This window comes from Clostridium sp. Marseille-P2415 (assembly GCF_900155545.1).
Lineage (GTDB): Bacteria > Bacillota > Clostridia > Lachnospirales > Lachnospiraceae > Lacrimispora.
Genome location: NZ_LT732526.1, coordinates 3341888 through 3353962, shown reverse-complemented (window position 1 = coordinate 3353962; position 12075 = coordinate 3341888). Strand labels below are relative to the sequence as shown.

Genomic DNA, 12075 nt, shown 5'->3' with positions numbered 1-12075 from the left:
GCTATTTATGCCTAAAATAATGAAATATTCAACTGGTGTACAGGTGTTTTTATCGGTACCAGTTGGTGCGATTGCTTATTGGATATTTAATCATAACAAGAGGAAAGAATTAAAAAAGATATAAAGTAAGATATTACTGATGGCTTGAATTGTCTAAAACCAACCGACTGATTTTGTTCAGTTTTGATCGATATCCCTGTCCGCCAGAGCATTGATTGAAAATAATTCCTGATTTATATAGAGCAGTTCCGTTAGATGATTATTTAGCCGAATATGGTATTACGGAGGAGAATCAATTTATATTCGGAACCATTGATACGGAAAAAGTAAAAACATTGAGGTTTATGTTGGTGATTTTAGGATGGTGGAACTTATGAAAAAGATATTAAAATATTTAGGAATTGTTATACTAATAATTTTAGGGACATTTGTAGCACTGTTTTCTTTACTTGTTTTTTGGGCAATAATTGTACCGAAGAATCAGAGCGCTGAAAATGGTTCAGTAAGTTTAAACATAGAGTATAACGGGGATGGTAAAATGCCTGAAAAACCAGATCCCATATATGTTGATACAATGGAAGAGGCACTTACTATCAATCCAGATTATTATTTTGGTGATGATACATATGCAAATAAAGTAAATAATGTTATTAAAGTTTTTGAAAATGATAATTATGCGACAATGTTTTATATTTCAGTCAAGAATTTAAAGGCAGAGGCATTTGTTGCAGCTAAATTTAAAGTAAGAACAGTAAATAAAAAAAAAGCAATATGCATTAGTTGATGCAATACGTTCAGAATATGAAGGTGAATCAAGAATAAAACCATTAAAAATGTTACATCTAGAGGCTCCAGCATATGATTATTTGTGTAATTTTGGAATTACTGAAGGGAATCGATTTATATTTGGTAATCTTGGGACGGAAAAGGTAAAAACGTTGAAAATAGAAGGCCAGAGTCCGACAGAGGTTATTGAATATACATTATTGGGGAAAAAAGAATACTTTTGGTATTATGAAAACCTAATTGAAAATACTAAACCCCCAGCTATGCTGGGGAGAATAGTGTAAGTGGAAACGGTGAGGATATAACGAAAAAGCCTCCTATGATAAAATGAGAATGGTGTCGCAAGCCAAACTCAAAAATAGGAGGCAGTCCCAATGGACAATAAAAGTTTATCACACAGTAGATGGAAATGCCAGTACCACATAGTATTTATTCCAAAGTATCGGAAAAAGCAACTATACGGACAAATAAAAGAAGATGTACGAGAAATACTTGGTACGCTATGCAAGTATAAAAATGTAGAAATAATAGCAGGAGCAGTATGCGTAGATCATGTACATTTAAGCTTAGCAATTCCGCCGAAGCTTAGTATATCAAGTTTCATGGGCTATTTGAAAGGAAAAAGTACGCTGATGATTTATGATAGACATCCAGAATTGCAGAGTAAGTGGAATAAAGCGTTTTGGTCGCGAGGATATTATGTAGAAACCATTGGTAATATAACCGATGAAGCAGTACAGAAATACATTAAAGAGCAAGCAGAAGAGTCGCGCAAGGAAGATATGAGAAGTACCGCTTTTTAGCGGACCAGTAAGGATGCTTGCGACACCGCCCTATTGGGCGAGCAGTAAGAAAGCCCTTATTAGGGCTAATATCAAACCACCAGTTGAACTGGTGGTTGCTGACTTAGTGATAAACTCAGTTCTGAATTTGATATTGAAATAGATGAGGAGTAGTGGGAAATTATATCGAAGTTTTCTTTCCACTGGAAAGTGAGGGGATTTTTTTTCGTTTTGAAGGGAGCATATTACTGTCTGTTTCTACCAAACACGATGTACTTGAAAATCGGAGTGAGCGTCTGATATATGAACTTCTACATCAGAAAGAATTTCCAGCCCGGACCTGGTGAGAAGAAAGAAGGTACCCTGAAATTCTTTTTCCAGTTTCATTAGGCGGGAGGATACATTGGATTGGGTATAGTGAAGGAGTTCCGCAAAAAATTTTATATTATTTAATTTCATGTCATATCTCCATTATAAACAATTTTTCAGTGGATGCTTCCTAGCGGCTTTTGAACCGTTAGGAAGCACCTTTTCTATCCCGCACCCTAAGTTTCTTCATGGACAGGGATCAGGACCTGAAGGGTAAACCAGTTATCATTGGAAGAAATGGTCATGGAGCCGCCGTATTTCTGTGCGGCCGCCTGAATGCTTTTTAATCCGTATCCGTGATACAGTCTGTTTCTTTTGGTAGTGGGCGGAAGGTTGTTGTTCCCCATATCCAGCCGGTTTTCCGAATAATTCTCGCACTGGATCAGCAGAAACCGGTTCCTTTTGCATATGGAAAGGCTGATCAGTCTTTTTTCCGGGTCCTCAAACTGGGAAACGCATTCGATGGCATTGTCCAGGGCATTCCCGAAGATAGAACAGATATCTTTTACATGCAGAAAAGAAATCAGTTTCCCATCCGTCATGCAGGTAAAGGTGATCCTGTTTTGGGCGCAGTAGGTGCTTTTGGTGGTCAGCACAACATCCAACACCTGATTCCCTGTATTCGCCAGGGCCTCCTGTGTGAGAATAGCTTTTTCCATTTCCGATAAATATTGCTCCCGCTTTTCCGGATCCTGTTCCGCCCGGATAGCGATCATGTAATGCTTTAAGTCATGGAATTCCCGCCTCAGCAGTTCCATGTTGTCGATGGCCATGCGGTACTGGTCATACTGGCGCTGCAGTACCACATTCATTGCGTGGTTTTCGCTTCGCACCCGGAGCTCTTTCCTTCTGTTCTGCTGGGCGAACAGCATCAGGAGCCCTCCGAAGTCTACCAGGGTCCGCACGTAAAGTAAGGAGCTGGTGGCACTGGAAAACGGGGTATTCGGCATGACAAAGCTGATATTGCTGATCAGAAAAGCGCCTAATGCAATGGAGGCGGCACCAAGCAGCTCCTTTCGTTCCACCTCCATGCCCTCATCCTCCGGAATGTGTTCTTTTTCCAGAAAATAATATCCGGTAAAAAGGCATGCATAGGAAATCAGCATGATCAAAACAGAAAGCATCCGGTTCTCCCGCCCGGTGCCCAGTGCCCACCAGACATATAGCTGCCACTGGAAGGAGGCGGCAAACTCTGCCAGAACAAAGGCGCGGACACAGAGGAATCCGGCATCAAAGGGTGAGACCTGGCAGGAAACATAGATACAGAAATACATGAGCAGAATGGCCGCGGTCATTCCTGGAAACCATAAGTACAGCGGAAGAATTCCGGCAATCCCGTGCAGAAGAAGAAACAGGCCGAACATACCGGCGAAAAAGGCAGCCAGCCGGACTCCTCTTTGCTTCCGGCGCAGCATAAGGATATAGATGATGCAGGCGCTCCATTCGGCAAGAGCGGTATAGGGACGTGGGGTATTTAAAAGTTCGGCAAAATTCATCGGTTCACCCTCCCAGATAATCCGCAAGGCAGTCCATAAATGCTTTTTTCCGTGCACGGCTTACCGGTATCTGTTCGCCGGAAAATAACAGTACATAATTCGGAAGGCTGCCGGTCACATGCTTTAGGTTCACCAGATAGGCGTTGTGGCATTTGGCAAATCCCAAGGGCTTTAATGCTTCCTCCATTCGTTTCAAGGGACCGGAAGCCATAAGCTCTCCTTTTTCCGTATGAATGAGGATATGGTGAAGCTGGCTCTCGATATAATAGATGGAGTCCGTATTGAAACGCATGGTTCCGCCGTCTGTGTCAATATTTATAGAATGTATCTCCTGTTTTTTCTGTATTCTGCGGACTGCTTTGCTTAAAATCTGGGAAAATGAAAGATAAGGAACCGGTTTTAAAACATAGCCCAGCGCATCCACCGTGTATCCTTCTATGGCAAACCGGGAGGAGGAAGTAATGAAAATAAAGATCACATCCTCATCCAGTTTCCGGATCTTTTCAGCCGTTTGCATGCCGTTTAAATGCTTCATCTGTATATCCAACAGTATGATGTCATAGCTGGCAGTATAATCCGATACGATATCAAGGCCGTCGGGAAATACCTCAATCTGAAAATTCAGGCTGTGCTCTGCTTCGTACCGGACCAGGTAGCCCTTAAGCGTCTGCACATATTCATTTTCGTCTTCTACAATCGCTATTTTAATCATGTTTCCGCCCTCAAATCGGTCAATTTTATTTCATCATTTTAAAGTATAGCATGAGCCAGGGAAAAAACCAAGGCATGAAAAAACCGATCCAGAATATTCCTGAACCGGTTAGGTGTAATTTAGTAATTTTCAACTTTTCTTTCAAAATAAGCCTTTGGGTGGGCACAGGCGGGACAAATCTCAGGAGCGTCCGGTCCTTCGTGGATATAGCCGCAGTTCCTGCATTTCCAGCCAAGAGGAGCGTCGCCATTGAAGGTTTTGTCGTTCTTTAAGCTGTCAAGAAGCTTTAAGTAGCGCTTTTCATGAGCGGCTTCCACTTTCCCGACGAATTCGAATTTAAGGGCCAGTTCATCAAAGCCTTCCGCTCTGGCTTCTTCGGCCATTCTTTTGTACATGTCGGTCCATTCGTAGTTTTCACCTGCAGCAGCGTCCGCTAAGTTTTCTTCCATCGTGCCAATGCCGTGTAATTCTTTAAACCACATCTTGGCATGTTCTTTTTCCTGATCCGCGGTTTCTAAATATAAGGCGGCCATCTGCTCATAGCCGGCCTTTTTCGCTGCAGAAGCATAATATGTATACTTATTTCTTGCCATGGACTCGCCGGCAAAAGCATCTTTTAAGTTCTGTTCTGTTTTTGTTCCCGCATATTTGGACATCGTATGAACCCTCCTGATTTGAATGACAAGTTATCTGTTATTTAACCTTATCGAGCAGCGAAGCGGATTGCGAATATCCGCTTTGACAAATCAGGGAGCGGTAATCCGTTCTGCCGCTCCCTGAAGGTGTCACATTCTTAGTGAACAGGCATTAGCCGAAGTATCTTTCCAGTAAGCCCTTGAATGCTTTTCCGTGACGGGCCTCGTCCTTTGCCATTTCATGTACTGTATCATGGATTGCATCTAAATTTAATGCCTTCGCACGTTTTGCAAGGTCAAATTTACCGGCTGTAGCGCCATTTTCAGCTGCAACTCTTAATTCCAGGTTCTTCTTTGTGCTGGAAGTTACGCATTCTCCTAACAGCTCAGCAAATTTTGAAGCATGTTCCGCCTCTTCGAAAGCAGCCTTTTCATAGTATAAGCCGATTTCCGGATAGCCTTCTCTGTGAGCGGCTCTGGACATTGCAAGGTACATACCGACCTCAGAGCATTCGCCTTCGAAGTTCGCTCTTAAGTCCTTCATGATATCTTCCGGAGATCCTTTCGCAACGCCGATCTCGTGCTCGCAGGCCCAGGACATATCCTCGTCCTGTAATTTGAACTTCTCAGAACCAGCCTTACATACCGGACAGAATTCCGGAGCTGCCTCTCCTTCGTGAACATAACCGCATACTGTACAAACCCATTTTTTCATGATCTCATGTCTCCTTTTTATTTTAATTTTTTTATTGTTATGATGTGGTAATCAGTAATAGTAATGATTACTGATATTAATTTAGCACATCTTTTATCCATTGTCAAGTGTTATTATCAATTATTTTCCAAACAATTTTTGCAGGTGCCGTAGAAGTAAATTGTGTGACTGTCCACCTGACCGTCCGCATGTTCCTGAGCCAGATGGTTGATGTGTTCCATGGGGTCTAACGGCAGGTCGTAAACCTGCCCGCACTTTTTACATACGAAATGATAGTGCGGTGAGGTATCCGCATCAAAGTGATCTGCTCCATCCCCGCATGTCAGCTTCTGAATCTCCCCCAGCTCTACCAGAAGGTTTAAATTCCGGTATACGGTTCCCAGGCTGATATTGGGATATTCCTCGCGGATCGACGTGTACAGGGCGTCGGCAGTCGGATGGTCGTGCCTTGCCATCAGGCAGGCTTTGATGGATTCCCGTTGACGGCTATACTTTAATGTTTTCATGGCCGCTCCTTTTCTATAAATGATAATTATAGTAGTAATTGTTACTGTTTAATAATAAAAGATTCCAACTGTTTTGTCAATCCGCAGATAAAATCCAGCTATATGTTTTCCCTGGCGATCCGTATGAATTCTTCCGTAGCCTGTGACAAATACCGGCCCTTGTGGCAGCCGAATGCCAGGACACCATGGCTGCGCCTGTAATTTAAAGAATAATAATTGAGCCCTGTCTTTTTCCTGGCCGTTTCGCTGGTGCTTTCAGCGCCGGACATAAACATTTTGGGATAGAAGGTAATCCCCATGCCTTTGGCCGCGAGAGCCAGAACGGTTTCGATATTCTCCGTCTCCAGAAGGACCGTAGGGGAAAGCTGGGCATCCTCAAAGATCTCATCGGCAATGGTGCGGACCCGGTTTCCTTTATTGATAAGCAGGTATGGACAATCCTTTAAAAGCTGTACATCCGCGTTTTCTTCCAGTTCTTTTTTAATGGCCTCCTGCTGTCCCGGAAAGTACCGGTCCAGGATCTGATCCGGGACCACGAGAAGGATCTCCTCTTCGCAAATGGGGACGGTCTCCACGTTTTCCGCTTTAAAGGGCAGGAGATCTATCATCAGGTCAATATCTCCGTGGATCAGGGCAGAGCTGAGCTCCGAGGAATTTCCTTCGACCAGATGAAGCTCGATGTTGGGAAATTTCTCCTTGTAGGCCGGAAGGATCGCAGGGAGTAGAAAACGCCCCCTGGTATGGGAAACGCCGATGGATATCTGCCCTGTGGTGAAATCCTTAATATCGGCCAGTTCCCGGTACGTTTCGTCTTTTAAGTCTAAAAGCTGTTTGGCCCTGAGCTTTAATGCGCGGCCTGCGTAGGTCAAAGTCAGGGGCATGGTTCGGTGAAACAGCTGGACATCAAATTCCTTTTCCAGATTTGAAATGTGGTTGCTTAAGGATTGCTGGGAAATATACAGCCGTTTGGCTGCCCGGGTGATATTTAATTCCTCCGCCACAGCCAGGAAATATTCCAGGTTCAGGAAGTTGATCATAAATAAGCCTCCAGCTTTGGAATGTAGGGAAGGAGGCGTTCCATGGAACTGTTCACGATAAGCTCCTCCGGGAATCCCACTTCTTCAATCAGCTCCCATGCCTTTACGTGGTTTCCCACATCTGCTTCGATATGGGCGTCGCTGTCAATGATGACAGAGGCCCGGTAACGCTTGCATAGTTCCAGCATGGTCCGGTAGTTTTCCCCGGCATCTCTTCTGGCGCTTAAGGGATGGAGGGAGCTGGAGTTGAGCTCCAGAAGCGTGTGGTTTTCCGCCGCAGCGGAAACAAGGGTGTCATAATCCACGGGAAAGCGGCCGTCATCGGGATGGCCGATGATGTGGATCAGAGGATTTTCAATGGCCCCTACGTAAGCCATGGTGTTTTCCGCCGCAGTTCCGCTTTTGAAGCAGGGTTCGTGGAGGCTGGCGATGGAGTAATCCAGCTTCTCCAAAAGTCCTTTTCGCAGATCTATCCGTCCGGAATAATCCAGGATGTTGAGTTCAGCGCCCATGAGTATGTTTACGCCGAAGAGTGTACGCGGTATGACTTTAAAATTTATAAAATAAAATTCATGGCATGTCCCCGGCATTTTTGGTGCGTGGTCCGTAGAGCCCATCAGGGCGAGACCTTTCTCAGAGGCAGATCTGGCCATTTCATATAAAGTGTTGTATGCATGTCCGCTGGCTATGGTATGGGTATGCAGGTCCATTATGTCGTTCATATTTTTGTCCTTTCTGTATCAATACCCGGGATTTTGCTGCCCCGGGACTGTTTTCATATATCTCAAATATAGCATATTTTTGCCGAGAAAACTATAGAAATATCGGGCCGGATGTGATAAATATATAGTTAGATTTTACACAAAACAGGACGTTTTATGAATGGAGGAAATTTAAATGAGTGAAGAGATGAAAGAAAAAGCCGTTTTGGAAGAACCGGCGGAAACCATGGATGATTATGCCGAGGAACTGGAAGCATCTTTTAAAAGAGTGAGAGAGGGAGATCAGCTGACCGGAACCGTTATAAGCGTAAACGAGGATATGGTACTTCTGGATTTAAAATATTATGCGGAAGGAATCATCCATAAGGAAAACGTAAGCAATGATCCGGAATTTAACCTGCTTAATGAAATCCATCCGGGAGATGAGATTACGGCAACGGTGATAAGCACCGATGATGGGGAAGGAAACATCGTCCTTTCCAGAAAGCTGGCAAATGATCTCATGGCATGGGAAAAGTTAAAATCCATGTTAAATGACCGCACGGTCGTTAAGGTCAAGATCGCAGAGATCGTAAAGGGCGGTGCGGCAGCCTGGCTGGAAGGGATCCGGGGATTTATTCCGGCGTCCAAACTGGCAGGGGAATATGTAGAGGACTTAGAGGAATATAATGGAAAGACCATTGAGGTCACAGTTATCACCGCAGACGAAGAAAATAAGAAGCTGGTGCTCTCAGGCAAAGAACCGGCCCTCTTAAGGCTTAACGAAGAGAAGAGCAAAAAGATCGCAAAATGCGAAGTTGGAACCGTTATGGAGGGAACGGTGGACAGCCTAAAGGATTATGGGGCGTTCATCAGCCTGGAAAATGGTCTTTCCGGCCTGCTTCATATTTCGCAGATCAGCGATCATAGGATCAAACACCCCGGTGCTGTCTTAAAGAAGGGACAGACGGTTAAAGTTAAGATTATTTCCATAGCGGATAATAAGATAAGCTTAAGCATGAAAGCCATTCAGGCGGAGGATGAAATAGAAGGAGAGGTCTTTGATTACAAGGAGGAAGGTTCGGCATCTACAGGGCTCTCGGCGCTCTTAAAAGGATTAAAGTTTTAGAAAGTCGGGAAAAAGAATATAAAATATCAGGTTTCTATGGTATACTGTTCTTGATGAGCAGGGGCTGCCGGGCGATGGGGCTGCCCCTGTCTCACTGACTGAGAATGCGGGAGAGAGGGGGAATGTGGAATGAATATTCCCGAAGCATTTAACCAGGTTGACCAGTGGAAATCTGTAATGTTTTTGTATGACTCAGCATTAAAGGAAATCAATACAAAGATTGAGATACTCAATAATGAGTTTGTGCATATTTACAATTACAATCCAATAGAGCACATCAAGTCAAGGCTTAAGACACCGGACAGCATTGTAAAAAAGCTGAAGCGGTACGGCTACGAAGTGACGATCGACAACATGGTGGAGAAGTTAAGTGATATTGCAGGGATACGGATCATCTGTTCCTTTACGTCAGATATTTACCAGATTGCGGAGATGATAACAAAGCAGAGCGATGTTACGGTCCTTTATGTGAAGGATTATATTAAGAATCCAAAGCCAAACGGTTATAAAAGCTATCACATGGTGGTGACCATACCGATTTATTTAACAGACGGGCCTGTGGAAACCAAGGTAGAGGTTCAGATCAGGACCGTTGCCATGGATTTCTGGGCAAGCCTGGAGCATAAGATTTATTATAAGTTTGAAGGCAATGCACCGGCGTACTTGCAGCAGGAGCTGAAAGCCTGTGCCGATGTGGTAAATATGCTGGATGGGAAGATGTTTTCCTTAAACCAGGCAATTCTGGAACTGAGCGAGGCACAGCAGCGGGAGGCAGAAGGAGAAGACAGGAAGGCAGAGGAAGAATCAACATAAAAAACGCAGCCTTGACGATGCCACTCGCTGAGGCTGCTTTTTAACCTTATCAAGGAAGCAGCGAAGCGGATTGCGAATATCCGCTTTGATCTCCGCAAAAAAGAAGGTTATGGTATGAGTACATTAACAAAAGAGACTTGGAAGATTTTTAAGTTCAACCAGAAGAATGCGTTTGTTTTTGAGCTGCTGTTCCGGCTGGTTTCGTCCATCCTGTATCTGCTTATCTTAAACAAAGGCCTCTTATTTGCGCTGCGTATGGCCGGATACAGTTATCTGACTGCCGCCAATATCGGCTATTTCCTGGTGAAGCCCTTCACCATCATCGTACTGTTTCTGATGGCCATGATCGGTATCCTGATTCTTGCTATGGAGGCCGGATGCCTTCTTACGCTCTATCAGGGGGCTTTCTATTCCCGGAGGCTGAGACCGGGGGAGATCCTGGCGGGAGGTTTTTTAAAGCTGGCCGACGAGATCCGTAAGAGGAACTGGCGGTTAGGGCTTTTGATCCTGGCGGATTATGCGCTGTCAAACCTGTATCTGATATACCGGGTTTTAAACCATGTAAAGCCCCTTAATTTTGTCCTGTCTGAGATTTTAAGGCAGCCATGGTGGCGGGTGTCTCTGGTGCTTATCCTGCTGTCATTTCTGGTGACGGCGGTTCCAGGTCTTTATACATTCCACGCCTGCATGATCGAGCAGAAAAATTTCTGGGATGGATATCTTAGAAGCTGGTGGCTTTTGAGACACCGGCTTTTGAGGGTTGTGGTTCTGCTGTCCGTTTATTATCTGGCAGCCGTGCTGGGGATGCGCCTGATCTATGCATTCTGTGTTCTGGTCACAGCCGTTTCCGTGACCCTGTTTACAGACAACCGCCTGGCACTTGCCATCCTCCCGGCTGCCTGCGGCCGGATCGAGCTGGTACTCCTGTTCTTAACCAGCATGCTCATGGCCATTGGAAATTTCGCAGCCATAAGCGTCCAGTATTTCCAGTTCAGCAGCAGGCTTAAAAAGAAGGAAAAAAGCTTTGACTATTCCCATAAAAAGTCTGTAAACGGGCGGCTGGCGGCGTTAGTCATGGCAGCAGCGGCGGCAGTCAGCCTGTTCTCTCTCTATGATGTGGTGCGGAACGGTTCTGCAATTACGGGAGACATATTGAATGTGATCCAGATCACTGCCCACCGGGGAAGTTCCAGGGAAGCTCCGGAGAATACCCTTGCAGCCATGGAAAAGGCCATTGATGATCTGGCCGATTTCGTAGAGATCGATGTCCAGGAGACGAAAGACGGCGTAGTGGTTCTGGGCCATGATGCCAGTTTAAAGCGGGTGTCAGGAATAAACCGCCCCATAAGCTCCTATTCCTTTGAGGAATTAAAGGAGCTGGATGTCGGAATATGGTTTTCCGGCGAATTCAGAGGAGAACGGATTCCATCTCTGGAAGAGGTCATGGAGTACTGTAAGGGACGGATTAACATAAATATTGAGATTAAGAATTTAGGGAGCCGCAGTGAGCTGCCGGATAAGGTTGTGGAATTGATTACAGAGCACCAGATGAAGGAACAGTGTGTGGTCACCTCGACCAGGCTTTCCTATCTGGCCCGGATAAAGGAACTGGATCCGGAAATCCGGACCGGATATATTATTTCGGCGGCTTACGGAAATTATTATTCCAGCGACGCCATCGACTTTATCAGCCTGCGGTCCAGCTTTGTAAGCGAAAGGCTGGTGGAGGCCGCCCATGAGAAGGGCAAAGCCGTCCATGCCTGGACCGTGAACAGCAAAAGCGAGATGGAGCGGATGAAGATGCTCGGCGTGGACAATATCATAACGGATTATCCGGTGCTTGCGAGGGAAATCGTGTACCGGGAAGCAGCGACCGAGAATCTTTTGGAATATTTAAGGCTGGTATTAAAATAGACAGGAGAATGGAAATGAAGATTGTACTACAGCGGGTTGCCCATGCGAAAGTCACAGTGGAAGGGCAGCAGGCCGGGGCCATTGGAAAAGGTTTTCTGCTGCTTTTGGGCGTATCTGATACGGATACGGAAGCAATTGCCGGGAAAATGGTGGATAAAATATGCAAATTGAGGATTTTTCAGGATGAAAATGGAAAGACCAACCTCTCTCTGGCTGATGTAGCAGGGGAAATACTGGTGGTCAGCCAGTTTACCCTTTACGCTGACTGCAGAAAAGGCAACCGGCCGAGCTTTGCAAAGGCGGGAAGTCCGGAGCTTGCAAAAGGGCTCTATGAATACGTAGTGGAACGGTTAAAATCCTGCGGAAACCGGGTGGAGCACGGAATCTTTGGGGCTGATATGAAGGTTGAGCTTTTAAATGACGGGCCGTTTACTCTGGTCCTGGACAGCGGTGAGATCTGTTAATCAATGATAATATAAC

The 12075-nt window shown here is 45.2% G+C and carries 13 protein-coding genes; 6 read left to right on the top strand and 7 right to left on the bottom strand.

Annotated features, from left to right (window positions below):
- Positions 1 to 373 precede the first annotated feature (373 nt).
- On the top strand, positions 374 to 784 hold the full coding sequence (locus BQ9856_RS20340) for a hypothetical protein (protein WP_077612636.1): 411 nt from the start codon (positions 374 to 376) through the stop codon (positions 782 to 784).
- Between the two features lie 376 nt (positions 785 to 1160).
- Entirely contained in the window at positions 1161 to 1589 is a 429-nt protein-coding gene (gene tnpA, locus BQ9856_RS20330) for an IS200/IS605 family transposase (protein ID WP_077609580.1), read from the top strand.
- Between the two features lie 524 nt (positions 1590 to 2113).
- Here the strand turns inward: tnpA and BQ9856_RS20320 are convergent.
- The 7 genes from BQ9856_RS20320 to BQ9856_RS20290 form a co-directional block, all read right to left on the bottom strand.
- Entirely contained in the window at positions 2114 to 3433 is a 1320-nt protein-coding gene (locus BQ9856_RS20320; RefSeq protein ID WP_077612633.1) for a GHKL domain-containing protein, read from the bottom strand.
- 4 nt (positions 3434 to 3437) lie between these two features.
- Positions 3438 to 4145 (bottom strand): LytR/AlgR family response regulator transcription factor, encoded by a 708-nt coding sequence (locus BQ9856_RS20315; protein ID WP_077612632.1) that lies wholly within the window; start codon positions 4143 to 4145, stop codon positions 3438 to 3440.
- Positions 4146 to 4264: 119 nt separating this feature from the next.
- The gene (rbr, locus tag BQ9856_RS20310) at positions 4265 to 4801 is read right to left on the bottom strand and encodes a rubrerythrin (protein WP_077612631.1); all 537 of its coding nucleotides are present in this window, start codon (positions 4799 to 4801) and stop codon (positions 4265 to 4267) included.
- Positions 4802 to 4952: 151 nt separating this feature from the next.
- Complete coding sequence (locus BQ9856_RS20305) at positions 4953 to 5495, bottom strand: NADH peroxidase (RefSeq protein ID WP_077612630.1); 543 nt, start codon at positions 5493 to 5495, stop codon at positions 4953 to 4955.
- Between the two features lie 116 nt (positions 5496 to 5611).
- On the bottom strand, positions 5612 to 6001 hold the full coding sequence (locus BQ9856_RS20300; RefSeq protein ID WP_077612629.1) for a Fur family transcriptional regulator: 390 nt from the start codon (positions 5999 to 6001) through the stop codon (positions 5612 to 5614).
- A gap of 98 nt (positions 6002 to 6099) precedes the next feature.
- Positions 6100 to 7038: a LysR family transcriptional regulator gene (locus BQ9856_RS20295; RefSeq protein WP_077612628.1), complete on the bottom strand. Its 939-nt coding sequence runs from the start codon at positions 7036 to 7038 to the stop codon at positions 6100 to 6102.
- Complete coding sequence (locus BQ9856_RS20290) at positions 7035 to 7760, bottom strand: phosphatase (protein WP_077612627.1); 726 nt, start codon at positions 7758 to 7760, stop codon at positions 7035 to 7037. The genes BQ9856_RS20295 and BQ9856_RS20290 overlap by 4 nt, the downstream gene beginning before the upstream one ends.
- Positions 7761 to 7935: 175 nt before the next feature.
- Between BQ9856_RS20290 and BQ9856_RS20285 the strand changes: the two genes are divergently transcribed.
- From BQ9856_RS20285 to dtd, 4 genes are all read left to right on the top strand, one after another.
- Positions 7936 to 8868 (top strand): S1 RNA-binding domain-containing protein, encoded by a 933-nt coding sequence (locus tag BQ9856_RS20285; RefSeq protein WP_077612626.1) that lies wholly within the window; start codon positions 7936 to 7938, stop codon positions 8866 to 8868.
- 129 nt (positions 8869 to 8997) lie between these two features.
- Complete coding sequence (locus tag BQ9856_RS20280) at positions 8998 to 9681, top strand: GTP pyrophosphokinase (RefSeq protein ID WP_077612625.1); 684 nt, start codon at positions 8998 to 9000, stop codon at positions 9679 to 9681.
- A 114-nt stretch (positions 9682 to 9795) separates the two neighbouring features.
- Positions 9796 to 11595: a glycerophosphodiester phosphodiesterase gene (locus BQ9856_RS20275; protein ID WP_077612624.1), complete on the top strand. Its 1800-nt coding sequence runs from the start codon at positions 9796 to 9798 to the stop codon at positions 11593 to 11595.
- A 14-nt stretch (positions 11596 to 11609) separates the two neighbouring features.
- Complete coding sequence (dtd, locus tag BQ9856_RS20270; RefSeq protein ID WP_077612623.1) at positions 11610 to 12059, top strand: D-aminoacyl-tRNA deacylase; 450 nt, start codon at positions 11610 to 11612, stop codon at positions 12057 to 12059.
- The last annotated feature ends 16 nt before the right edge of the window (positions 12060 to 12075 follow it).

Excerpts from the sequence above, each read along its gene's own strand:
- BQ9856_RS20295 (WP_077612628.1), bottom strand. The coding sequence starts at position 7,038 with ATGATCAACTTCCTGAACCTGGAATATTTCCTGGCTGTGGCGGAGGAA.
- tnpA (WP_077609580.1), top strand. The coding sequence starts at position 1,161 with ATGGACAATAAAAGTTTATCACACAGTAGATGGAAATGCCAGTACCAC.
- dtd (WP_077612623.1), top strand. The coding sequence starts at position 11,610 with ATGAAGATTGTACTACAGCGGGTTGCCCATGCGAAAGTCACAGTGGAA.
- BQ9856_RS20275 (WP_077612624.1), top strand. The coding sequence starts at position 9,796 with ATGAGTACATTAACAAAAGAGACTTGGAAGATTTTTAAGTTCAACCAG.
- BQ9856_RS20280 (WP_077612625.1), top strand. The coding sequence starts at position 8,998 with ATGAATATTCCCGAAGCATTTAACCAGGTTGACCAGTGGAAATCTGTA.
- BQ9856_RS20285 (WP_077612626.1), top strand. The coding sequence starts at position 7,936 with ATGAGTGAAGAGATGAAAGAAAAAGCCGTTTTGGAAGAACCGGCGGAA.
- rbr (WP_077612631.1), bottom strand. The coding sequence starts at position 4,801 with ATGTCCAAATATGCGGGAACAAAAACAGAACAGAACTTAAAAGATGCT.
- BQ9856_RS20320 (WP_077612633.1), bottom strand. The coding sequence starts at position 3,433 with ATGAATTTTGCCGAACTTTTAAATACCCCACGTCCCTATACCGCTCTT.
- BQ9856_RS20340 (WP_077612636.1), top strand. The coding sequence starts at position 374 with ATGAAAAAGATATTAAAATATTTAGGAATTGTTATACTAATAATTTTA.
- BQ9856_RS20305 (WP_077612630.1), bottom strand. The coding sequence starts at position 5,495 with ATGAAAAAATGGGTTTGTACAGTATGCGGTTATGTTCACGAAGGAGAG.
- BQ9856_RS20315 (WP_077612632.1), bottom strand. The coding sequence starts at position 4,145 with ATGATTAAAATAGCGATTGTAGAAGACGAAAATGAATATGTGCAGACG.
- BQ9856_RS20290 (WP_077612627.1), bottom strand. The coding sequence starts at position 7,760 with ATGAACGACATAATGGACCTGCATACCCATACCATAGCCAGCGGACAT.
- BQ9856_RS20300 (WP_077612629.1), bottom strand. The coding sequence starts at position 6,001 with ATGAAAACATTAAAGTATAGCCGTCAACGGGAATCCATCAAAGCCTGC.